The following is a 21,153-nucleotide window of genomic DNA, read 5'->3' as shown; positions in this document are numbered from 1 at the left end:
TGGTCGCCCCTCAGCCACGTTCAAGCACAGCCCCGCCTAGCGACCGCCTTCGTCGCGGCGCCGCTGCCAGCGCTGCTCGATGCGGTCCATCACGGACCGCTTCGGGGCACGTGTGCGCGCCGCGGGCCGCGCCGCCACACCGCCGCCCACCGGCTGTTCGCCACGCCGTGGCGCCTTGCGCCAACCGGTGACCGCGAGCACGGCGCAGCCGAGCATGATGAGGAACCCGACCACACTGATCCAGATCCCCTGCCCGATACCAATCATGAGGAGCGCGATACCCACCAAAAAGCCAGCGACCGCCTGGTAGACCCGTCGTCGGGTGTACGTACGCAGCCCGCTTCCCTCAAGCGCTGTCGCGAACTTGGGATCTTCGGCGTACAGCGCTCGCTCCATCTGCTCGAGCATGCGCTGCTCGTGCTCCGAGAGCGGCACGGAGTCCTCCTACTCGTCGGTCGCGGGGGGCGACCGGATGCGGCCCCTTCAGGATAGGCAGGGAATCGCCCCCGTGAAACCCGCCCTCTACGCCAATTCGCCAATCCGAGCCGCCACGGCGGCCCGCCCGGTGGGGAGTGGATTCCCCATCGAACGACCCGCCATGCCGGACCATGTACCCCGATCATACGGGGCGAAGCCGCCGATCGGGGGGCCTGTGGCGTACTCCATGCCGCTACTCCGTCCGGGACAGCTTCGCTGATCAGCGTGGGGACGCCCGGGCGTGGGACCGGCCGCGCACCGGCGGCCCGCGCCGCGTCCGTCCGGGCGGCGGTCCGGGCAGCCGAACGGACGCCACCGGACGGGCGGACGCCGGATGAACGCCCGGGCACCCCGGGCACCCCGGGCACACTGGGGCACGCGCGGGGCACGCGCGCGGCGGACGCCGGGTCAGGCGCGCTTCTCGCCCAGGACGTGCAACTGCGTCGCCACGGAGTGGAACGCGGGCAGCTCGGCCGCCGCCGCCTCCAGCTTGAGCAGGGCGTCGAACGCCCCCGGCTCGGTGTCCACCAGCACCCCGGGCACCAGGTCCGCGAAGACCCGTACGCCGTGCACCGCGCCGACCTCGACCCCGGTCGCCGCGACCAGCTCGGTGAGCTGCTCGGCCGTGAACCGTCGCGGCACCGGGTCGCCGTCGCCCCAGCGCCCGGCCGGGTCGTCCAGGGCGCGGCGGGCCTCGGTGAAGTGCCCGGCGAGCGCGCGGGCGAGCACCGCACCCCCGAGACCGGCGGCGAGCAGGCTCAGCGCTCCCTCGGCGCGCAGCGCGTCCACCGCGTTGCGTACGCCCTCGGCCGGGTCCTCCACGTACTCCAGGACGCCGTGGCACAGCACCGCGTCGTAGCCGCCGCGCTCGACCACGTCGAAGAGGCCGAGCACATCGCCCTGCACACCACGGACCCGGTCGGCCACCTCGGCCTCGGCGGCCCGGCGCTCCAGGGCGAACAGCGCGTTGGGGCTGGGGTCGACCACGGTGACGCGGTGGCCGAGGCGGGCGACGGGCACCGCGAAGTTGCCCGAGCCGCCGCCGGTGTCCAGGACGTCCAGCGCCTCGCGCCCGGTCGCCTTGACCCGGCGGTCGAGGGCGTCTTTGAGGACGTCCCAGACCACGGCGGTACGGAGAGAGGCGCGGGGGCGCATGGGGTCCGGCACGGCAGTTGACTCCTCGGCGCGGCGCCGCCGCGGGACGGCGGGGCAAAGAACGGTGAAGGCCCGACCACCCTATTGCCTCGGGGGCCCGCCCCCGCTCATCCCCGCACCTCACCGCACCCCCGCGCCCGCGTCACCGCACCCTCACCCCGCGTCCGGCTCCCGGGTCCTCGGCTGGGGCAGCGCGGGCTGGAGGACGAGCAGGCGCTCGACCAGCCGCAGGAACATCGCCGCGTCGCGGATGAGGTCGTCCGCGTCGCGGACGGTGGCCGCGCCCTGGATGCCCGCCTCGGCGCGCGCCCGGCGGGTGGCGCCGGAGGCGAACAGCGCGCTCCACTCGGTCAGTTCGGGCGCTATCTCCGGCAGCACCTCCCAGGCGCTTCGGATCCGCTGCCGCCGGCGCGGCCCGGTCTCGGGCCGGCCGCGGGCGGCGAGGACGGCGGCGGCGGTGCGCAGCGCGGCCAGGTGCGCCGTCGCGTACCGCTCGTTGGGGGTGTCGAGCACGGCGGCCTCGTCCAGACCGCTGCGGGCCTGGGCGAGCAGGTCGAGGGCGGCGGGTGGCGCGCCACCCCTGCGCAGCACGGGGTGGATGTCGCTCGCGGGACCGTTCAGTGAGGGGGCAGGGCCGAGGGGGCGGGGCCGATGGGCGGCTGCCGCGCGATGGCTGGCCATGACGAACCTCCTGTCGTCGTGTGACGGCGCTGTGGCCGTATGTGTCCATCGTGAGGGCCCCCACTGACAATCGGCCGTCAGCGAGCCCTCCGCTGGACCTCCCCAGGCCCTTACCCCGCCCTCCCCCGCCCGTGACCTGCCTCTTTGCCTCGTACGCGGGTTCGGGGTTACTTTTGTACTGACCAGTCAGTTCAAAGAATTCGTCAGCCAACGAATGGGGGGAACGTGGACAGCCCGCACGGGGCAGGCGTCACCGCCGAGGACTTCGGGCTCAAGGGGCCGCGCGGCTGGGCCTTCCGGAACGTGCGGCTGGAGGCCGCACCCGGTTCGCTCGTCGCCATCGAGGGCCCATCCGGCTCCGGGCGTACCTGTCTGCTTCTGGCTCTCACCGGCCGGATGAAACCCACCGAGGGCCACGCCGAGGTCGGCGGCGAGCGGCTGCCGCGCAGGATGGCCGCCGTCCGCCGGTTCAGCGCCCTGGGCCCGGTCCCGGGAGTGAACGACCTCGACCCCGCCCTGACCGTCGCCGAGCACCTGCGCGAACGGGCGCTGCTCCAGCACCGCTTCGACGGTTCCCCGCGCGCGCTGCTGCGCACGCCCGCCGAACGCCGCACCCGGGCCAGGGCCACGATCGACGAGGCGCTGAAGGCCGCGCGCCTCGACCTCGCCACCCTGCCGAAGGGCGAACGCACCTACGTACGCGATCTGGAGCGGCTGGAGGCGCTGCGCCTGTCCGTGGCGCTGGGGCTGATGGGACGGCCGAGGCTGCTCGGCGTCGACGACACCGACATGAAGCTCTCCGACGTCGAGCGCGCCGAGGCGTGGGCGCTGCTGCGGTCCACGGCCGACGCCGGGACGACGGTGCTCGCCGTCTGCAGCCAGGCCCCCGAGGAGGCCGACCTGGCGGTGGGGACCACGCGGGACCAGCAGCACCAGCAGGACCAGCAGGACGGCAAGGACGGGCAGGACGGGGACGAGAAGGACGAGGAGGGGGCGGGGGATGCGTTCGCCACGACTGGCCGCGCTTGAGCTGAGGCGGTTCGGCAGGGGGAAGCTGCCGCGGGCCGCGCTGGTCGCGCTCCTGCTGCTGCCGCTGCTGTACGGGGCGCTCTACCTGTGGTCGTTCTGGGATCCGTACGGACGGCTCGACCGGGTGCCGGTGGCGCTGGTCAACGAGGACAAGGGCGCCACCGCCGGCGGCCAGAAGATCACCGCGGGCGACGGCATAGCCGAGGGGCTGCACGACAGCAAGACGTTCGACTGGCACGAGGTCAGCGGCGAGGAGGCGCGCAAGGGCGTCGAGGACGGCACGTACTACCTGTCGCTGACCATGCCCGCCGACTTCAGCGAGCGGATCGCGTCGAGCTCCGGCGACTCCCCCGAGACGGGCGCCCTCCAGGTGCGCACCAACGACGCCAACAACTACATCGTGGGATCCATCTCCCGCACGGTCTTCTCCGAGGTGCGCTCGGCGGCCTCCGCCAAGGCCTCGCGCTCCTTCCTGGACAAGATCTTCATCTCCTTCTCCGACCTGCACGACCAGACCGAGAAGGCGGCCAAGGGCGCCGCCGACCTCAAGGGGGGCCTGGGCAAGGCGAAGAAGGGCTCCAAGGACCTCGCGGACGGCCTGGGCGACGCCAAGGCGGGCAGCGGCAAGCTGGCGGGCGGCATCAAGAAGCTCGACAGCGGCTCCGCGGAGCTGGAGACCGGCGCCCGCAAGGTCGCGGCCGGCACCCAGACCCTGGCCAACAAGGTCAACACGGCGGCGGACGAGGCACGTCCCTTCCTGAAGGAGAACGCCAAGGCCATCGGGGACACGGCCCGGCTGGTCGACGACACGGTGGGGCCGGTGCGCGACAACCTGGCCGCCGTGATCAAGGCGGCGCCCGCCGCCGCGACCGGCGCCCGCAAGGCCTCCGACGACCTCGACTCGGTGTACGCCAAGCTCTGCCAAGCGTCCGCGACGCCGGGCCCCGGCTGCCCCGAGCTCAAGCGCGCCAAGAAGGCGGCGGCGACCGCGGCCACCCTCGCCGAGGACCTCAACAGGGTGATCCAGGACCAGAACAGCGACTTCAAGACGCTCGACAAGAACCTCGTGGAGCTCCAGAAGCAGGCGCGCCGGGTCGCCAAGAACGCGCCGACGCTCGCCAAGGACCTCGACAAGGCCGTGGGGGACATCAACGCCCTCAACAAGGGCGCCAAGCAGGTCGCCAAGGGCGCCGGCACCCTGCACTCCGGTCTCACCACGGCCAGGACCGGCGCCACCGACCTGGACAGCGGTGTCGGCAAGCTCAAGAAGGGCGCGGGCACCCTCGACGGCGGCCTGCTCAAGCTCTCCGACGGCTCCGCGCAGCTCGCGGGCGGACTCCACGACGGCGTCGGCAAGATCCCCGACTACGACAAGCAGGACCGCGACAAGCGCACCGAGGTGATGGCCGACCCGGTCAGGCTCGCCTCGCAGGCGCTGCACAAGGCGCCCAACTACGGCACCGGCTTCGCCCCGTACTTCATCCCGCTCTCCCTGTGGGTGGGCGCGATGGTCGCCTACATGCTGATCCAGCCGCTCAACCGGCGGGCGCTCGCGACCGGCGCCCCGGCGTGGCGGATCGCGCTGGCGGGCTGGCTGCCGGTGGCGGCGGTCGGGGTGCTCCAGGTGGGCGCGCTGATGACGGTGCTGCACTACGGACTCGGCCTGGAGATGCAACGCGCCGCGGGCACCATCGGGTTCCTGACGCTCGTCTCGTGCTGTTTCGCGGCGATCGTGCAGTGGCTCAACGCCCGCTTCGGGGCGGCCGGACGCATCCTGGTGCTGGCGCTGCTGATGCTCCAGCTGACCTCGGCGGGCGGCACCTACCCGGTGCAGACCAGCCCGGCGTTCTTCAACGCGATCCACCCGTACCTGCCGATGAGTTACGTGGTCGAGGGGCTGCGCAGGCTCATCACCGGAGGCGGGCTCGGACCGGTGTGGCAGGGGTGCGCGGTACTGGTGGCGTTCACCGTGGGCGCGCTGGCGCTCACCGCGCTGTCGGCGAGGCGGAAGCAGGTCTGGACGCTGGACCGGCTCCACCCCGAGCTGAGCCTCTAGGGGCGCCGGACCTGTGAGAATCGACCGCATGGAGTCCAGCACCAGACGGCAGGCGACCCGGCAGAAGCTCTACGAGGCGGCGGTGACGCTCATCGCCGAGCAGGGGTTCTCGGCGACCACCGTCGACGAGATCGCGGAGCGGGCCGGTGTCGCCAAGGGCACCGTCTACTACAACTTCAAGAGCAAGACCGAGCTGTTCGAGGAGCTGCTGCGGCACGGGGTGGGGCTGCTCACCGCCTCGCTCCAGGAGGCCGCCGACGTCACCCACGCGCGCGGTGGCAGCAGGGTCGAGGCGCTGGACGCCATGATCCGGGCCGGTCTGGAGTTCATCCACCGCTATCCGGCCTTCACCCAGCTGTACGTGGCGGAGCTGTGGCGCACCAACCGTGCCTGGCAGTCCACCTTGATGGTGGTGCGCCGGGAGGCGGTCGCCGTCGTCGAGACGGTGCTGCGCGAGGCCGTCGCGGAGGGCGAGCTGAGCGAGGAGATCGACATCCCGCTCACGGCGGCCGCGCTGGTCGGGATGGTGCTGGTGGCGGCGCTCGACTGGCAGGCCTTCCAGAGCGAGCGCTCCCTGGACGAGGTGCACGCGGCGCTGTCGCGGCTGCTGCACGGGAGGGTCAGCGGACGCTGAGCGCCGCCACGCGCGCGTGGACACACCGGTGCGGCGAGGCCCCGATCCCCCCTGGGCCTCGCCGCACCGGCGTATTTCCTTCGGAACACGTCCCCCGTACGTCGCTCTGGGCACTTCAGTACCCCCGTACCCCCCGTGCCCCGTTCGGTCGGGGGAGCCGCGCTCGTTCCGCCGCCCCGTGTCGGCGGTACGGGCGCGTCTGCCCCTTCCGTGTCCTCCACTCTTCCGTCCGCGCAGGTGGGACCCCATCCGCGCAACTACTCATCTCCTCTCCTGAGTACGGATACTCAGGCGTGTGTGCTCAACCCCAGCCCGGGAAAGCCGGAACTGGTTACGATCACGTCCGTGTCCGTACTCCCCCTGGTGTTCACCAGCGGCTGGGCCAGCGGAATCAACGCGTACGCGGTGGTCCTGCTGCTCGGCGTCTTCGGCGCGACCGGGGTCACCGACGAGGTGCCCGACGCGCTCCAGCGCCCCGACGTCCTGATCGTCGCGGGGGTGCTCTTCCTCTGCGAGGCCGTCGCGGACAAGATCCCGTACGTCGACTCGGTCTGGGACTCCGTGCACACGGTGATCCGGCCGGTGGCGGGGGCCGTGGTCGGCGCGCTGCTGGCCGGGCAGAGCGGGTCGCTGCCGGATCTGGCGGCGGGCGCGATCGGCGGATCGACGGCGCTGACGAGCCATCTGGTGAAGGCCGGGACGCGGATGGCGGTGAACACCTCGCCGGAGCCGTTCAGCAACATCGCGCTGAGCACCGCCGAGGACCTCGGCGTCGCCGCGATCATCAGTTTCGCGATCTTCCACCCGGTCGCCGCGGCCGTGATCGCGGGCATCCTGCTCCTGCTGGGCGTGGCGATACTGGTCTTCCTCTGGAGCCGGATCCGCCGCTTCCGGCGGCGTCGCGCCCAGCTCCGCGAGGAGCGGCGGCTGGCCGCCGCCCGGGAGGCGGGCCCGCCCCGGTGAGGCCGCCCGCCCCGCGCGGCGGCGTTGTCAGTGGCGGCCGATAAAGTCCCTGGCATGGCACGGATTGCGGTGATCGGCGCCGGGATGGGCGCCATGGCGGCTGCCGCCCGGCTGGCCGTGGCAGGCCACCGGGTGACGGTGTACGAGCGCGCTTCGACGTACGGCGGGGCGCTGGGCAGGGTCGAGCGGGACGGGTTCGTGTTCGACACCGGCCCCGGTCTGCTGCGCCTGCCCGCGGTCTACCGCGACCTGTTCCTCAAGACCGGCAAGGAGCCGCTGGAGGACCGCGTCGCGCTCACGCCCACCGACCCCGCCGCCCGCCACCTCTTCGCCGACGGCACGGACGTCTCGCTGCCCAACGCCTCGCGCGCGGGCGTCGTCTCGGCGCTGGACGGAGCGCTCGGCGCGGGGGCGGGCGAGAAATGGGGCGACTTCCTGGGGCGCGCTCGGGACGCCTGGGACCGCTCGCGCCGCCCGCTCCTGGAGGAGCCGCTCTGGGCCGACTGGCAGGTCCTGGCCCGCGACCCGTATCCGGCGCTCAGACAGCGCCGCCTCCTGCGCTCCCCCCGCCAGGCGTCCACGCTCGCGGAGGTCGGCGCATGGGAGCTGGGCGACGCCCGTCTGGCCGCGCTCCTGACGAGCTACGCGCTGGCCGAGGGCCTGGACCCGCGCACGGCCCCCGCGAGTGCCGCCCTGCTGCCGTACCTGGAACAGACCTTCGGCAGTTGGTATGTGCGCGGCGGTATGCGGGAGCTGGCGCGGGCGGTGTACGAGCGGTGCCTGAAGCGGCGCGTCGCCTTCGTCTTCGACGCCGAGGTCACCGGGATCGTCGAGAAGGACGGCCGCGCGGCGGGCGTGGAGCTGGCGTCGGGCGAGGTGGCGGAGGCGGACCACGTGGTCCTCGCCGCCCAGCCGCGCCCGGGTGCGGGCCCGCTGCGCGGGCGCGAGCCGTGGGGGGACGGCGAGGTGCGTCCGGCGGCCGGCCCGGCCCCCGGGCGGTTCACGGTGCTGCTCGCCCTGCGCGGCGGGCGCCCGGCCGACGCGGTGCACCGCACGGTCGTCCACTCCCCCGACCCGGCCGCCGAGGCGGAGGCGGTCTTCACCGCCGGCCGCCCGGCGATACCGCCGACGGTCACGGTGCTGCGCCCCGACGACCCGTCCACCCGCCCGGACGACGCCCACGAAGCCGTCACGCTGACCGCGACCGTGCCCGCGCACGGCCAGGTCGACTGGAGCGACGAGCAGACCCGCGAGCGGTACGCGGACACACTGGTCCAGGCCGCCGGGGCGGCGGTGCCGGGGCTGGGCGAGCGCGTCCTGTGGCGTGTGGTGCGCACCCCCGCGGACACCGAGGCCGAGACCAGCGCCGAGGGCGGCTCGGTCCCCGCGCCCTCGCTGGCCGGGGCCGGTGCCGCCCGGCTGCACCCGGGCAACCGCACGAGCCTGCCGGGCCTGTATCTGGCGGGCGGCTGGGCCCACCCCGGTGGCGGGCTGGCGCATGCCGGGATGTCCGGGGCGCTGGTCAGCGGCCTGATCGTGGAGGGCGACGACTTCCGCGGCTCCCAGTGAGCGCCACGGTCGAGCGGGCCGCCGGGCCACCCCGGCGATCACTCAATAGCGGTACGGCTGCTGTTCGTTGAGGTAACCGGATCCGGTGCCGCCGCCCGTCCCGTTGCCGTACTCCCCGCTGTACGGGTACGGCGCAGGCTGCTCCTCCGCGTACGGCTGGGGCTCGTTGTCACGCTGCTGCGGCACCCAGACCCCGCCGGGCGGGGTGTCCATGCCGTAGTTCTGGGCGTAGGGGTCGGCGTAGGCCTGCTGGGGCGCGGCATAGCTGTCGTAGCTGCCGTAGCCCTGGGTGGTGCCGCTGCCGATGTACGGGTCGGAGTACGCGGCGTAGCTCTGCTGACCCGTGTCCGTGCCGTAGTCGTACTGGCTCGCGTAGGGGTCGGCGAACTGCTGCTGTCCGGTGTCGAACCCGGCGTACTGCTGCTGGGCGCCGGCGGGGGCGCTCTCGCTGTAGACGCCGTACTGGCCGGTGTCGTCGGGCAGCGGCTGCGGCTCGTAGACGGCCTCCCGGGCGGCGCCCGCGAGGTCGGCCTCCTCGCCCGCCGGTGCGCCCTGCGGGGCACTGCCCTCGCCGTCCTCGTACCGGACGTCGGAGACCTGGAGCACCGGGTCGTTCAGCGGGGCCGCGCCACCCGCGCGGCGACGACGGCTGGCACCCGGCCTGCCGCCGACCGCCCATCCCGTGGAGAAGCCCCGGCGGAAGGAGAGCGTCACGCAGGTCTGGCCGACCGCGAAGGCCAGCGCGCCCAGGATGATCACGAAGACCGACGGCAGGAGCACGCCCAGGACCACGCCCATGAAGCCCGCGAAGGCCAGCAGCCGCCAGCGCAGCCGCGCCTTGTACTGAAGGAGCACTTCGCCGAGCAGCCAGAGCGCGACGACGCCGAACGCGATGTAGAGGACCGCCCAGCCCATGTACGCCCCTCTCCAGGCGGCCGCCGCCCCCCTTGTCGGGACGGTCGGCCGGTACGCCAGATGCGACTGATCAGGGCTGCTGGTGCAGACCCAGATTCTCGTAGATCTCGAGTGTCGCCGTGGAGTTGTTGAGGGTAATGAAGTGCAACCCGGGTACGCCATCGGCGAGCAGCCGCGCGCAGAACTCCGTGGCGAACTCGATGCCAATGGAGCGTACAGCGGCCGGATCGTCCTTGACGGCGAGGATCCGCTCTTTCAGCTCGGGCGGGAACTCGGCGTTGCTGAGCTGGGGCAGCCGTTCCAGCTGCTTCACGCTGGTCACCGGCATGACCTCGGGGATGATCGGGGTCGTGCAGCCCGCCGCCGCGGCCTTGTCGCGCAGCCGCAGATAGCTCTCGGGCCGGAAGAACATCTGCGTGATGGCGTAGTCCGCGCCGGCCCGGCACTTGTCGACGAAGTGCCGTACGTCGGTGTCCCATGCGGTGGAGCGCGGGTGCATCTCCGGGAAGGCCGCGACGCCGACGCAGAAGTCGCCCGACTCCTTGATGAGGCGGACCAGGTCCGCCGCGTAGGTGACGCCCTCGGGGTGCTTGACCCATTCGCCCATCGGATCGCCGGGCGGGTCGCCCCGGACTGCGAGGATGTTGCGGATCCCGGCGTCCGCGTACTGGCCGATCATGTTGCGCAGCTCGGCGACCGAGTGCCCGACGGCCGTGAGGTGGGCGACCGGGGTCAGCGTGGAGTCGGCGGCGATCTGCTCGGTGGCCTTGACGGTGCCGGAGCGGGTGGAGCCGCCCGCGCCGTAGGTCACGGAGACGAAGCTCGGGGCCACCGCCTCCACCCGGCGCAGCGCGTTCCAGAGGTTGCGCTCGCCCTTCTCGGTCTTGGGCGCCCAGAACTCGAACGAGTACGTCGTCTCACCGGTCGCGAGCATCTCGCGCACGGTGCGTGCGTGGTCCGTCCTGGTGGAAGCAGTGCCAAGGGCCATAACGGCAGGTTAGCCAGGGCCTGGCGGTCCCCCAACAAGACCGGGGTAAATTGTCCGTATGGTCGGACTCTTGTCCATCCCTCGGACAACCGGCCGCTAGGGGGCCACCAGCCGTTCACGTATGCGCCCGGCGAGCTTCGCCGTCGCCTCGGCCGGGTCGTCGGCCTCGGTGATCGCACGGACCACCACGATCCGCTCGGCGCCCGCGTCGAGCACCTCGTCGAGGTTGGCGGCGTCGATGCCGCCGATCGCGAACCAGGGGCGCTCGGTGGCGAGCGAGGCCGTGTAGCGCACCAGGTCCAGGCCCGGGGCGTGGCGGCCGGGCTTGGTGGGGGTGGGCCAGCAGGGGCCCGTGCAGAAGTAGTCCACGCCCGGCTCGACGGCCGCCGCGAAGGCCTCCGCGTCGGCGTGTGTGGAGCGGCCGATCAGGACCTCGTCGCCCAGGATCGCCCGGGCGGCCGGGACCGGCAGGTCGCCCTGGCCCAGGTGCAGCACGTCCGCGCCGATGGCGTGCGCCACGTCGGCCCGGTCGTTGACCGAGAGCAGCTTGCCGTGCCGGCGGCAGGCGTCGGCGAAGACGGCGAGGTGCTCCAGCTCCTCGGCGGCCTCCATGCCCTTGTCCCGCAGCTGGACGATGTCCACGCCCGAGGAGAGCACCGCGTCCAGGAAGGCGGGCAGGTCGCCCTGGCGCCTGCGCGCGTCCGTGCAGAGGTACAGGCGGGCGTCGGCGAGCCGCTCACGGGCCGTGGGCATGAAGGTCCCCCGTGGGATGCGGTGGGCGCGGGCCGGGGGACCGGTCCGCGCCGCACCTGGTGGCGATCGGGTCAGACGGCGAGCGCCTGGGCGCGGCGCTTCACCTCCGTGCCGCGATTCTCGCTCAGGGCCTGCGCGGGGGTGCCGGGCAGGGTCGGGTCGGGGGTGAAGAGCCACTCCAGCATCTCCTGGTCGGAGTAGCCGTCGTCCCGCAGGAGGGTGAGGGTGCCGCTGAGGCCCTTCACGACCTTGTCGCCGTCGATGAAGGCGGCGGGCACCTGCAGCGTCCTGTTCTCACCGCGGCGCACGGCGATGAGCTGGCCCTCCTTGACCAGCTGCCGCACTCGCGTCACCTCAACGTCGAGCATCTCGGCGATGTCGGGGAGGTGGAGCCAGGCGGGGACGAGTGCATCGGTTTTCGCGTCAATCTCGGTCACGGGACAAGCGTGCCATCCCGGACTGACACTCGGTAGCCGGAGGTCAGCCGAGTGCCGCCTTGAGGGGGACGGACGGGTCGGCGGCGCGGACCGGATCCAGCCTCGCACCTGCCTCGATGAGCTTGCGGCCCTGCGCCAGATCGCGCGGTCGGCCGACGGCCAGGAGGGCGACGAGCACGTCCTCGCGCAGCCAGCAGACCGACCAGGCGGCGCCCGCCGGGTCCCCCCGCCACAGCAGCCGGTCGGCCCCGCCGTGGTGACCGGCGTACTGCACGAACCTGCCGAACTGCTCGGACCAGAAGTAGGGCACCGGGTCGTACGGGAGGACCGCCTCGCCGATGATGTCCGCGGCCACCGTGCGCGGCCCCTGGAGGGCGTTGTCCCAGTGGTGGATGAGCAGCCGCTCGCCGTACCGGCCCGAGGGGAAGGAAGCGCAGTCGCCGACCGCGTAGACGTCCGGCAGGGAGGTGCGCAGCCGGTCGTCGGCGGTGACCGCGCCCTCCGCCCCGCGCTCGATGCCGGTGCCCGCCAGCCAGTCGGTGGTGGGCCGGGCGCCGATGCCGACGACGACCGCGTCGGCGGGCAGCCTGCGGCCGTCAGCGAGGACGACGGCCCCGGGCTCGACGGCCGCCACGCGCGCGTGGGTGAGCAGTTCCGCGCCGCTCTCCGCGTACCAGGCGGCCATCGGCTCGGTGACCTCGGCAGGCAGCGCGCCCGCGAGCGGGCGGTCCGCGGCCTCGACGACGGTGACCGCGCAGCCCGCCTCGCGCGCGGCCGTGGCGAACTCGGCGCCGATCCAGCCCGCCCCGACGACCACGACGCGCCGCTGCGCGCCGAGCACCGCCCGCAGCCGTCCCGCGTCGTCGAGGGTGCGCAGCAGATGGACGTCCGGAAGGTCCTCGATGCCGGGCAGGGTGAGGGGTTCGGCGCCGGAGGCGATCACCAGCGCGTCGTACGGGACGGGCCCGGCCGCGGTGTCGACCTCGTGCTCACGCGCGCGTACGCCGGTGACCGGCTCGCCCAGGCGCAGCTCCACGCCGAGGCCCTCGAAGTCCACCTCGAAGGCCGAGCTCTCGGCCTTGCCGAGCAGCACCGCCTTGGAGAGCGGGGGCCGGTCGTAGGGCTGGTGGGGTTCGGCGCCGATGAGGGTGATCCGGCCGGGGAAGCCCTGTTCGCGCAGGGCCACCGCGGTCTGGACCCCGGCCATGCCCGCGCCGACGACCACCACGTGCCGCTGTTCCGCATGCGTCTGCTGTTCGCTCACCCGATCACCATAAACAGCTGACGAATCGTCAGACAGCCCGGCCCGGACGCTCCCTACTGCCGATGGGCCGCTGGGGTTAGTCTGGCCGACGTACCGTCCGCGCTCCGAGGCCCCGGCCCCGGGACGCGCGGCGGCACGACAACCATCTCGCGGGAGCCCGGACGCACCGGGCTGAGAGGGAGGCTGCGGCGGCCTCCGACCGTACGAACCTGATCCGGGTCATGCCGGCGAAGGGAGGGGCTGGACGCCCATGCATTCATCCCGAAAAGGGGCAGTTCCCCACGGGTCGGACGTGCTGGTGATCGGTGGCGGCATCATCGGCCTCGTCACGGCCTGGCGGGCCGCGCGGCAAGGTATGCGCACCGCGCTCGCCGACCCCGCGCCCGGCGGCGGCGCCGCCCAGGTCGCGGCCGGCATGCTCGCCGCCGTCACCGAGCTCCACTACGGCGAGGAGACCCTCCTCGGCCTCAACCTGGCCTCCGCCCGGCGCTACCCGGACTTCGTGGCCGAGCTGGAGGAGGCGAGCGGCCTCACCACCGGCTACCGCGCCTGCGGCACCCTCGCGGTCGCCCTGGACGCCGACGACCGCGCCCATCTGCGCGAGCTGCACGCGCTCCAGCAGCGCCTCGGGCTCGACTCCCAGTGGCTCACCGGGCGCGAGTGCCGCCGCCTGGAGCCGATGCTGGCGCCCGGGGTGCGCGGCGGTCTGCGGGTCGACGGCGACCACCAGATCGACCCGCGCCGCCTCGCCAGGGCCCTTCTGGCGGCCTGCGAGCGGGCCGGGGTGGAGTTCCACCACGGCCGGGCCGAACGGCTCTCGGTGGTCCGCGAGCGGGCCGCGGGGGCGGTCCTGGCCGACGGCACCGCGCTCGCCGCCGACCAGGTCGTCCTCGCGGGCGGCAGCCTCAGCGCCCGGCTCGCCGGGCTCCCGGACGAGGTGCGCCCTCCCGTACGCCCGGTCAAGGGCCAGGTGCTGCGGCTGACCGTGCCGCCCGCGTACGCCCCGTTCCTGTCCCGCACGGTCCGCGCGGTGGTCCGCGGCAGCCACGTCTACCTGGTGCCGCGCGCCGACGGCGAGCTCGTGGTCGGCGCCACCAGCGAGGAGCTGGGCTGGGACACCACCGTCACCGCCGGCGGCGTCTACGAACTGCTGCGCGACGCGCACGAGCTGGTGCCCGGCATCACCGAGCTCCCGCTCACCGAGACCCGCGCCGGGCTGCGCCCCGGCTCCCCCGACAACGCGCCGCTGCTCGGCCCGACCGCGCTGCCCGGTCTGCACCTGGCCACCGGCCACTACCGCAACGGGGTGCTGCTCACCCCCGTCACCGGCGACGCCCTGGCGCACGCGCTGGCCACCGGCGAACTGCCCGCCGAGGCGCGCCCCTTCACCCCCGGCCGTTTCACCTCCGCCCCGGCGGAGTCCGTACCGCAGGAGCTGACCGTATGACCGCCTCCTTGACGACCGTGTCCGTGAACGGCGAGGCGCGCGACCTCGCCGCCGGCACCACCCTCGACGTCCTCGTCTCCACGTTGACGCCCGCGCCCGCCGGGGTCGCCGCCGCCGTCAACGAGACGGTGGTGCCGCGCGGCCGGTGGGCCGCGACCACGCTCGGCGACGGTGACCGCGTCGAGGTCCTGACCGCCGTGCAGGGGGGCTGACCATGGCCGACGACCTGTTCTCCCTCGGCGGTACGACCTTCACCTCGCGGCTGATCATGGGCACCGGCGGGGCGCCGAGCCTGGACGTCCTGGAGCGCTCGCTCGCCGCCTCCGGCACGGAGCTGACGACCGTCGCGATGCGCCGCCTCGACCCGACCGTGCAGGGCTCGGTCCTGTCCGTCCTGGAGAAGCTCGGCATCTCCGTCCTGCCGAACACGGCCGGCTGCTTCACCGCCGGGGAGGCGGTCCTCACCGCCCGCCTCGCGCGCGAGGCGCTCGGCACGGACTGGGTGAAGCTGGAGGTGGTCGCCGACGAGCGCACCCTGCTGCCCGATCCGGTCGAGCTGCTCGACGCGGCGGAAGTGCTGGTCGACGACGGATTCACGGTGCTGCCGTACACCAGCGACGACCCGGTGCTGGCCCGGCGGCTGGAGGACGTGGGGTGCGCGGCGATCATGCCGCTGGGCTCCCCCATCGGCTCCGGGCTGGGCATCCGCAACCCGCACAACTTCGAGCTGATCGTGGACCGCGCCACCGTCCCGGTCATCCTGGACGCGGGCGCGGGCACGGCCTCCGACGCGGCGCTCGCCATGGAGCTGGGGTGCTCGGCGGTGATGCTCGCCTCGGCGGTCACGCGCGCGCAGGAGCCGGTGCTGATGGCGGAGGCGATGCGGTACGCGGTGGAGGCGGGGCGCCTGGCGTACCGGGCGGGCCGCATCCCCCGCCGCCACTTCGCCGAGGCGTCGTCACCACGCGAGGGCCGAGCGGCCCTGGACCCGGAACGCCCGGCGTTCTGAGGGGGCGCCTGGCGGCGGGCCGGGCCAGGTGGGGTGCGCTCGGCTGCGGGGCGGTCCTGGGTCGCTGTTCGTGTGCCCGCAGCGGGTGGTTGCTCACGCGGTTCCCCGCGCCCCTTGGGGTGGGGTGCCTGCGGGGCGGGGGGCTGCGGGGCGGGTGGGGCGCGTTCTCGTCTGCGGGCCGGTGGGGGCTGGTCGCGCAGTTCCCCGCGCCCCTGAGAGGGCCCTGCGGGCCCATCGGGTGGCCCGACCGCCGCCGAGGATTCACCCCGGCCACCCCAGGGGCGCGGGGAACTGCGCGAGCAACCCCCCACCACCCGCAGACGAAGACCACCCCCCCCACCCCACCCCCCACGTCACAGCTCCGCTTCAGTCCCGCCCCACCCCCACCCGGGACGGCAGGGGTGTCCGAGGCCGCTCGTAGACTCTGCTGCGTGGATACGACCCTTCAGGACCCGCTCGTCGGGCAGGTGCTCGACAGCCGCTACCGCGTCGAGGCACGCATCGCCGTCGGCGGTATGGCCACGGTCTACCGGGCCGTCGACACCCGGCTCGACCGGGTGCTCGCCCTCAAGGTGATGCACCCGGCCCTCGCCGCCGACGGCTCGTTCGTGGAGCGGTTCATCCGCGAGGCCAAGTCCGTCGCCCGGCTCGCCCACCCCAACGTGGTCGGCGTCTTCGACCAGGGCACCGACGGCGGATACGTCTACCTGGCGATGGAGTACGTGGCGGGCTGCACCCTGCGCGACGTGCTGCGCGAGCGCGGCGCCCTCCAGCCCCGGGCCGCCCTGGACATCCTGGAGCCGGTCCTGGCCGCGCTCGGCGCGGCCCACCGCGCCGGCTTCGTCCACCGGGACATGAAGCCGGAGAACGTGCTGATAGGGGACGACGGCCGGGTCAAGGTCGCCGACTTCGGCCTGGTCAGGGCCGTGGACGCGGTCACCAGCACCACCGGGAGCGTCCTCGGCACCGTCTCCTACCTCGCCCCCGAGCAGATCGAGCACGGCACCGCGGACACCCGCGCGGACGTCTACGCGTGCGGCGTCGTGCTCTACGAGATGCTCACCGGCGCCAAGCCGCACTCCGGCGAGAACGCCGCCCAGATCCTCTACGCCCACCTCCACGAGGGCGTGCCCGCCCCGTCCGCCGCCGTGCCCGGTCTCGCCCTGGAGCTGGACGAGCTGGTGGCGTCGGCGACCGCCCGCCACCCCGACGCGCGGCCGTACGACGCGGTGGGCCTGCTCGCGCAGACCCACGCGGCCCGTGCCGCGCTCACCGACGAGCAACTGGACGCGGAGCCCCCGCAGGCCCTGCCGACGGCCCGGACCACCGGCTCCGAGGACCGTACGAGCGTCATACCGCGCGCGGCCGCGACCCCGCCCCGGGGCACCCCGCCCACCCCCGGCGCCGCCCCGCTCCCCGCCGAGCAGGACCCTGTCAACCGCACCAGCCGGCTCACCCTGCCGCCGCCCGAGGCCGTCCCCACGCGCGCGCGGGGCGGCCGGACCCGCCTCGTCCTGAACGGCCGGCGCGGCCTGATCACGGTGATCGCCGCCGTGCTGCTGGTCCTGGGGGTCGGCGCCGGGGTCTGGTACATCAACTCCGGCCAGTTCACCCACGTCCCCGCCGTCATCGGGCAGAGCGAGAGCGCCGCCAAGAAGCGGCTGGAGGACGCGGGCCTGTCGGTGAAGAAGGTCGACCGCCGCCACAGCGACACCGTCAAGCGCGGCACGGTGATCGAGACGGACCCGGAGACGGGCGCGCGCGTGCGCGGCAACGCCTCGGTGACCGTCGTGATCTCCAGTGGACCCGAGATGGTCAAGGTCCCGGACATCGGCGGCAAGTCGCTGGACGACGCCAAGAAGGCCCTGACCGACGCGGGGCTCACCCCGGGCGCGGTCACCGAGGAGTTCGACGAGGACATCGACCAGGGCTCGGTCGTCAGCACCGAACCGGCCGCCGGCGCCCGGCGCCGCGCGGACACCGCGGTCGCCCTCGTCGTCAGCAAGGGCGCCCCGATCGAGACCCCCGGCGTCGTCGGGGACTCGGTGGAGGACGCCACCTCCGCCCTGAAGGACGCGGGCCTGGAGGTCACCATCGCGCCCGAGCAGGTCAACTCGCCGGAGGAGGCGGGCAGCGTCGCCGCCCAGTCCGCGGCCGAGGGCTCCCGCCTCGCCAAGGGCGACACGGTCACGCTCACCGTCTCCAAGGGCCCGCGGATGGTCACGGTGCCCAAGGTGACCGGCAAGAAGAGCGACGACGCCAAGAAGGAACTGGAGAAGGCCGGCTTCAAGGTCAAGGTCGACCACGGCTTCCCGTTCCTCAGCGACGAGATCGCGAGCCAGTCCGTCGAGGCCGGCTCCCAGGCGCCCGAGGGCTCCACCATCACCATCAAGACCAAGGGACTCTGAACCACCCCATGCGCAACCCCATCGGCGGCCATGTGCCCGTGGCCGGCGGCCTCGCCACGACCGGCCTCGCCTACGCGCGCGACATCGGCGCCGAGACCGTCCAGGTCTTCGTCGCCAACCCGCGCGGCTGGGCGACACCGCCCGGCAACCCGGCCCAGGACGAGAAGTTCCGCGCGGAGTGCGCCGCCGGGGGCATCTCCGCGTACGTCCACGCCCCGTACCTGATCAACTTCGGCTCGCACACCGAGGCGACGGCCGAGCGGTCGGTGGAGTCGCTGCGGCACTCGCTGCGCCGGGGCCGCGAGATCGGCGCGCTCGGCGTGGTCGTGCACACCGGCTCGGCGACCGGCGGCAGGCCGCGCGCCGAGGCGCTGGCTCAGGTACGGGAGCGGCTGCTGCCCCTCCTGGACGAGCTCACCCACGACGACGACCCGTTCCTGCTGCTGGAGTCGACGGCCGGGCAGGGGTCCTCGCTGTGCTCGCGGACCTGGGACTTCGGCCCGTACTTCGAGGCGCTGGACGCCCACCCCCGGCTCGGCGTCTGCCTGGACACCTGCCACATCCACGCCGCCGGGCACGACCTGGCCGCGCCCGGCGGGGCGGCGCAGACCCTGGACCTGCTGGTGGAGACCGTAGGCGCGGGGCGGCTGAAGCTGATCCACGCCAACGACTCCAAGGAGGGCGTCGACTCGCACCTGGACCGACACGTGAACATCGGCGCGGGCCACATAGGCGCCGAGCCGTTCGGCGAACTGCTCGGACACCCGGCGACCGAGGGCGTACCGCTGATCATCGAGACGCCCGGCGGGAAGGAGGGACAAGCGGCGGACGTGGCGCTGCTGAAGTCCCTGCGGACCTGATTCCCTCTCTTGAGGAATACCCCTAGGGGGTATACCGTTCCTGTTATCGACAGGAACGGTCATCCGGCGTTGGGGGAAGTCATGCGGCACGAGGCGCACACGCACACCGAGCACGGCCACCACGAGCACGGCCCGAACGAGGGCCACGAGGTAGACCAGAGCCACGAGGCCCCCCAGAGTCATGAGGGCCATGAGGGCCACGGCGAACACCACGGCCACGGCGAACACCACGCCCACGCCCACGGCGGCGGCAAGGTCAGCTGGTCGATGGCCGCCCAGGCCACCCTGCACTGCCTCACCGGGTGCGCCATCGGCGAGGTGCTCGGCATGATCGTGGGCACCGCGCTCGGCTGGGGCAACATGCCGACGATGGTGCTGGCCATCGCGCTGGCCTTCTTCTTCGGCTACTCGCTCACCCTGCGCGGCATCACCCGCGCCGGCGTCGACTTCGGCACCGCGTTCAAGGTCGCGCTCGCCGCCGACACCCTCTCCATCGCCGTCATGGAGCTGATCGACAACGGAGTGATCGCCCTCTGGCCGTCCGCCATGGACGCGACGCTCTCGGACGCGCTGTTCTGGGGCTCGCTCGCGGTCTCGCTGGCACTCGCCTTCGTGATCACCACACCGGTCAACAAGTGGATGATCGGGCGCGGCAAGGGCCACGCGGTGGTGCACCAGTACCACCACTGAGCACCGCGGTCACGCCACGCACCACACGTACCGTACGCACGTCACGCACCAGGAGTCAGAGCTCGGGGCCGTCCCCGGGCTCTTCCTGGTACGAGTAGCGCTGCTCCCGCCAGGGGTCACCGACGTTGTGGTAGCCCCGCTCCTCCCAGAAGCCCCGCCGGTCCGCCGTCATGTACTCGATGCCGCGGACCCACTTCGGGCCCTTCCAGGCGTACAGGTGCGGGACGACCAGCCGTACCGGGAAACCGTGCTCCGCGGTCAGCAGGTCGCCGCCCTTGTGGGTGGCGAAGACCGTGCGGTCGGAGAGGAAGTCGGCGAGGCGCAGATTGGAGCTGAAGCCGTACTCGGCCCAGACCATCACATGGGTGACATCCGGGGCGGGCGGCGCGAGTTCTGCGACCGTGCGCGCGAGGACTCCGCCCCATTCGGCCCCCAGCATCGAGAACTTCGTGACACAGTGAAGATCCGCGACGACGGTGGCGAAGGGCAGGGCCGTGAACTCCTCGTGGTTCCAGCAGTGCTTGTCGCCGTCGGCGGTGGCCCCGAAGACCCGGAACTCCCACCGCTCCGGCTTGAACCGGGGCACCGGACCGTAGTGGGTGACCGGCCAGCCGCGCTGGAGCCGCTGCCCCGGGGGAAGCTCCGACTGCGCTGCTCCCCGTTGCTCCGGGCGTTCCGGCTGACCCATGCCTCCATGGTGACAGACGGCGAGGGGTGGTCATGACCAGCGGCGCCCCGATTCGGGCAACTCCTACTAAGCGTGCACTTACTGGACGCTCCCCGCACGCGATGCGAGGATGCGCGCGAATCTGCCCCTCACCCGTGTGGAAGGAGCCTCTGCGATGCAGGGCGACCCCGAGGTCATCGAGTTCCTGAACGAGCAGCTGACCGCCGAGCTGACCGCGATCAACCAGTACTTCCTGCACGCGAAGATGCAGGAGAACTTCGGCTGGACGAAGCTCGCCAAGTACACGCGCCACGAGTCGTTCGACGAGATGAAGCACGCCGAGGTGCTGACCGACCGGATCCTGTTCCTGGACGGGCTGCCCAACTACCAGCGGCTCTTCCACGTCCGGGTCGGGCAGACGGTCACCGAGATGTTCCAGGCGGACCGGCAGGTGGAGGTCGAGGCGATCGACCGCCTCAAGCGCGGGATCGAGGTCATGCGGGCCAAGGGCGACATCACCTCGGCGAACATCTTCGAGTCGATCCTGGCGGACGAGGAGCACCACATCGACTACCTCGACACCCAGCTCGAACTGGTCGAGAAGCTCGGTGAGGCGCTGTACATCGCGCAGCTCATCGAGCAGCCGGAGAGCTAGGCCGGGGCCCGCGCCCAGGCTTCAGGCGGCGTCGACGAGCTCGGTGTCGACGAGCTCGGGGTCGGCGGCGAGGACCGCGCCGGACCCGCCCTTCTCCAGCAGCTCCCGGCGCGGGCAGGCACCCCGGCCCAGCAGACCCTGGATGGTGCGCACACAGGAGCCGCAGTCCGTGCCCGCCTTGGTGACGGAGGCGATCTGGCGCGGGGTGCAGGCGCCGGCGGCCGCGTGCTGCTCGACCTGCTTGTCGGTGATGCCGAAGCAAGAGCAGACGTACACGCGGGTTCACCTCCCTGGCAGGAACGGTCCGGCAGCCATCCCCTATTCGGTGAGGCTAACCTAACCGTACCTGCTGTCCCGGGGGACGAAAAGCCCCGGATACGCCCGTGGGGGGGGGGGGGGGGCGGGGGGCCCCCCCCCCCCCCGGGCGGGGCCCCCCCCCCCCGCCCCCCCCCCTCTATCCCCTGCTATAAACGCCCCTCCCCACCCCCCACCACCC

Annotated in this window: 22 protein-coding genes and 1 riboswitch; of the genes, 12 read left to right on the top strand and 10 right to left on the bottom strand. The window is 73.2% G+C overall.

The annotated features are described in order from the left end of the window. Positions 1-36: 36 nt before the first annotated feature. The 3 genes from ABZ404_RS13770 to ABZ404_RS13760 form a co-directional block, all read right to left on the bottom strand. A complete protein-coding gene (locus ABZ404_RS13770; protein ID WP_358837138.1) occupies positions 37-435 on the bottom strand; it encodes a DUF3040 domain-containing protein in 399 nt (132 codons plus the stop codon). A gap of 450 nt (positions 436-885) precedes the next feature. After that, positions 886-1,644, bottom strand: a complete 759-nt coding sequence (locus ABZ404_RS13765) for a methyltransferase (protein ID WP_358837139.1) — start codon at positions 1,642-1,644, stop codon at positions 886-888. Between the two features lie 141 nt (positions 1,645-1,785). Continuing rightward, positions 1,786-2,313, bottom strand: coding sequence for an SAV_6107 family HEPN domain-containing protein (locus ABZ404_RS13760; protein ID WP_358837140.1), 528 nt, complete (start codon positions 2,311-2,313; stop codon positions 1,786-1,788). A gap of 225 nt (positions 2,314-2,538) precedes the next feature. On the opposite strand from ABZ404_RS13760, the gene ABZ404_RS13755 reads away from it, so the two are divergent. The 5 genes from ABZ404_RS13755 to ABZ404_RS13735 all read left to right on the top strand — a co-directional run bounded on the left by ABZ404_RS13755 (position 2,539) and on the right by ABZ404_RS13735 (position 8,564). Then, positions 2,539-3,342, top strand: a complete 804-nt coding sequence (locus ABZ404_RS13755) for an ATP-binding cassette domain-containing protein (RefSeq protein ID WP_358837141.1) — start codon at positions 2,539-2,541, stop codon at positions 3,340-3,342. Beyond that, positions 3,314-5,398: a YhgE/Pip domain-containing protein gene (locus ABZ404_RS13750; protein ID WP_358837142.1), complete on the top strand. Its 2,085-nt coding sequence runs from the start codon at positions 3,314-3,316 to the stop codon at positions 5,396-5,398. Before ABZ404_RS13755 ends, ABZ404_RS13750 begins: the two co-directional genes overlap by 29 nt. Before the next feature lie 28 nt (positions 5,399-5,426). Continuing rightward, positions 5,427-6,032, top strand: coding sequence for a helix-turn-helix domain-containing protein (locus ABZ404_RS13745; protein ID WP_358837143.1), 606 nt, complete (start codon positions 5,427-5,429; stop codon positions 6,030-6,032). Positions 6,033-6,377: 345 nt separating this feature from the next. Further along, the gene (locus tag ABZ404_RS13740) at positions 6,378-6,995 is read left to right on the top strand and encodes a DUF4126 domain-containing protein (RefSeq protein WP_358836488.1); all 618 of its coding nucleotides are present in this window, start codon (positions 6,378-6,380) and stop codon (positions 6,993-6,995) included. A 54-nt stretch (positions 6,996-7,049) separates the two neighbouring features. After that, entirely contained in the window at positions 7,050-8,564 is a 1,515-nt protein-coding gene (locus ABZ404_RS13735) for an NAD(P)/FAD-dependent oxidoreductase (RefSeq protein ID WP_358836487.1), read from the top strand. Between the two features lie 42 nt (positions 8,565-8,606). On the opposite strand, the gene ABZ404_RS13730 is transcribed toward ABZ404_RS13735, so the two are convergent. The 5 genes from ABZ404_RS13730 to ABZ404_RS13710 form a co-directional block, all read right to left on the bottom strand. After that, the gene (locus tag ABZ404_RS13730) at positions 8,607-9,479 is read right to left on the bottom strand and encodes a hypothetical protein (protein WP_358836486.1); all 873 of its coding nucleotides are present in this window, start codon (positions 9,477-9,479) and stop codon (positions 8,607-8,609) included. A 70-nt stretch (positions 9,480-9,549) separates the two neighbouring features. Next, positions 9,550-10,467 carry a methylenetetrahydrofolate reductase [NAD(P)H] gene (gene metF, locus ABZ404_RS13725; RefSeq protein WP_358836485.1) on the bottom strand — a complete coding sequence of 306 codons (918 nt, stop codon included), beginning with the start codon at positions 10,465-10,467 and terminating at the stop codon, positions 9,550-9,552. 96 nt (positions 10,468-10,563) lie between these two features. Continuing rightward, complete coding sequence (thiE, locus tag ABZ404_RS13720; protein ID WP_358836484.1) at positions 10,564-11,220, bottom strand: thiamine phosphate synthase; 657 nt, start codon at positions 11,218-11,220, stop codon at positions 10,564-10,566. A 71-nt stretch (positions 11,221-11,291) separates the two neighbouring features. After that, positions 11,292-11,657: an Rv2175c family DNA-binding protein gene (locus tag ABZ404_RS13715; RefSeq protein ID WP_358836483.1), complete on the bottom strand. Its 366-nt coding sequence runs from the start codon at positions 11,655-11,657 to the stop codon at positions 11,292-11,294. 43 nt (positions 11,658-11,700) lie between these two features. Continuing rightward, a complete protein-coding gene (locus tag ABZ404_RS13710) occupies positions 11,701-12,864 on the bottom strand; it encodes an FAD-dependent oxidoreductase (RefSeq protein WP_358836489.1) in 1,164 nt (387 codons plus the stop codon). Positions 12,865-13,060: 196 nt separating this feature from the next. Beyond that, a riboswitch (TPP riboswitch) is annotated at positions 13,061-13,174 on the top strand. Between ABZ404_RS13710 and thiO the strand changes: the two genes are divergently transcribed. From thiO to ABZ404_RS13680, 6 genes are all read left to right on the top strand, one after another. Then, on the top strand, positions 13,172-14,368 hold the full coding sequence (thiO, locus tag ABZ404_RS13705; RefSeq protein WP_358836482.1) for a glycine oxidase ThiO: 1,197 nt from the start codon (positions 13,172-13,174) through the stop codon (positions 14,366-14,368). It overlaps the preceding riboswitch by 3 nt. Further along, positions 14,365-14,580 (top strand): sulfur carrier protein ThiS, encoded by a 216-nt coding sequence (gene thiS / locus ABZ404_RS13700; protein WP_358836481.1) that lies wholly within the window; start codon positions 14,365-14,367, stop codon positions 14,578-14,580. The genes thiO and thiS overlap by 4 nt, the downstream gene beginning before the upstream one ends. A gap of 2 nt (positions 14,581-14,582) precedes the next feature. Then, entirely contained in the window at positions 14,583-15,377 is a 795-nt protein-coding gene (locus ABZ404_RS13695) for a thiazole synthase (protein WP_358836480.1), read from the top strand. Between the two features lie 431 nt (positions 15,378-15,808). After that, positions 15,809-17,785 carry a Stk1 family PASTA domain-containing Ser/Thr kinase gene (gene pknB / locus ABZ404_RS13690; protein ID WP_358836178.1) on the top strand — a complete coding sequence of 659 codons (1,977 nt, stop codon included), beginning with the start codon at positions 15,809-15,811 and terminating at the stop codon, positions 17,783-17,785. A gap of 8 nt (positions 17,786-17,793) precedes the next feature. Further along, positions 17,794-18,645 carry a deoxyribonuclease IV gene (locus tag ABZ404_RS13685; RefSeq protein WP_358836179.1) on the top strand — a complete coding sequence of 284 codons (852 nt, stop codon included), beginning with the start codon at positions 17,794-17,796 and terminating at the stop codon, positions 18,643-18,645. Positions 18,646-18,726: 81 nt separating this feature from the next. Next, the gene (locus ABZ404_RS13680) at positions 18,727-19,335 is read left to right on the top strand and encodes a DUF4396 domain-containing protein (RefSeq protein ID WP_358836180.1); all 609 of its coding nucleotides are present in this window, start codon (positions 18,727-18,729) and stop codon (positions 19,333-19,335) included. Positions 19,336-19,390: 55 nt separating this feature from the next. Here the strand turns inward: ABZ404_RS13680 and ABZ404_RS13675 are convergent, their stop codons facing one another. After that, positions 19,391-20,023, bottom strand: coding sequence for a sulfite oxidase-like oxidoreductase (locus ABZ404_RS13675; protein WP_358836181.1), 633 nt, complete (start codon positions 20,021-20,023; stop codon positions 19,391-19,393). A 154-nt stretch (positions 20,024-20,177) separates the two neighbouring features. On the opposite strand from ABZ404_RS13675, the gene bfr reads away from it, so the two are divergent. Next, positions 20,178-20,657, top strand: a complete 480-nt coding sequence (bfr, locus tag ABZ404_RS13670) for a bacterioferritin (protein WP_188274092.1) — start codon at positions 20,178-20,180, stop codon at positions 20,655-20,657. A gap of 21 nt (positions 20,658-20,678) precedes the next feature. Here bfr and ABZ404_RS13665 read toward each other — a convergent pair whose 3' ends face one another. Beyond that, complete coding sequence (locus ABZ404_RS13665) at positions 20,679-20,933, bottom strand: (2Fe-2S)-binding protein (RefSeq protein WP_358836182.1); 255 nt, start codon at positions 20,931-20,933, stop codon at positions 20,679-20,681. Between the last annotated feature and the right edge of the window lie 220 nt (positions 20,934-21,153).

Origin of the sequence: Streptomyces sp. NPDC005878 (genome assembly GCF_040629815.1) — a bacterium.
Taxonomy (GTDB): Bacteria; Actinomycetota; Actinomycetes; order Streptomycetales; family Streptomycetaceae; genus Streptomyces.
The sequence above is the reverse complement of the archived record's forward strand: the minus strand, read 5'-3'. Positions and strand labels throughout refer to the sequence as shown.

Excerpts from the sequence above, each read along its gene's own strand:
- thiS (WP_358836481.1), top strand. The coding sequence starts at position 14,365 with ATGACCGCCTCCTTGACGACCGTGTCCGTGAACGGCGAGGCGCGCGAC.
- ABZ404_RS13730 (WP_358836486.1), bottom strand. The coding sequence starts at position 9,479 with ATGGGCTGGGCGGTCCTCTACATCGCGTTCGGCGTCGTCGCGCTCTGG.
- thiO (WP_358836482.1), top strand. The coding sequence starts at position 13,172 with ATGCATTCATCCCGAAAAGGGGCAGTTCCCCACGGGTCGGACGTGCTG.
- ABZ404_RS13710 (WP_358836489.1), bottom strand. The coding sequence starts at position 12,864 with ATGGCCGGGGTCCAGACCGCGGTGGCCCTGCGCGAACAGGGCTTCCCC.
- ABZ404_RS13735 (WP_358836487.1), top strand. The coding sequence starts at position 7,050 with ATGGCACGGATTGCGGTGATCGGCGCCGGGATGGGCGCCATGGCGGCT.
- bfr (WP_188274092.1), top strand. The coding sequence starts at position 20,178 with ATGCAGGGCGACCCCGAGGTCATCGAGTTCCTGAACGAGCAGCTGACC.
- ABZ404_RS13695 (WP_358836480.1), top strand. The coding sequence starts at position 14,583 with ATGGCCGACGACCTGTTCTCCCTCGGCGGTACGACCTTCACCTCGCGG.
- ABZ404_RS13675 (WP_358836181.1), bottom strand. The coding sequence starts at position 20,023 with ATGGGTCAGCCGGAACGCCCGGAGCAACGGGGAGCAGCGCAGTCGGAG.
- thiE (WP_358836484.1), bottom strand. The coding sequence starts at position 11,220 with ATGCCCACGGCCCGTGAGCGGCTCGCCGACGCCCGCCTGTACCTCTGC.
- ABZ404_RS13750 (WP_358837142.1), top strand. The coding sequence starts at position 3,314 with ATGCGTTCGCCACGACTGGCCGCGCTTGAGCTGAGGCGGTTCGGCAGG.
- ABZ404_RS13680 (WP_358836180.1), top strand. The coding sequence starts at position 18,727 with ATGCGGCACGAGGCGCACACGCACACCGAGCACGGCCACCACGAGCAC.
- ABZ404_RS13745 (WP_358837143.1), top strand. The coding sequence starts at position 5,427 with ATGGAGTCCAGCACCAGACGGCAGGCGACCCGGCAGAAGCTCTACGAG.
- ABZ404_RS13760 (WP_358837140.1), bottom strand. The coding sequence starts at position 2,313 with ATGGCCAGCCATCGCGCGGCAGCCGCCCATCGGCCCCGCCCCCTCGGC.
- metF (WP_358836485.1), bottom strand. The coding sequence starts at position 10,467 with ATGGCCCTTGGCACTGCTTCCACCAGGACGGACCACGCACGCACCGTG.
- ABZ404_RS13685 (WP_358836179.1), top strand. The coding sequence starts at position 17,794 with ATGCGCAACCCCATCGGCGGCCATGTGCCCGTGGCCGGCGGCCTCGCC.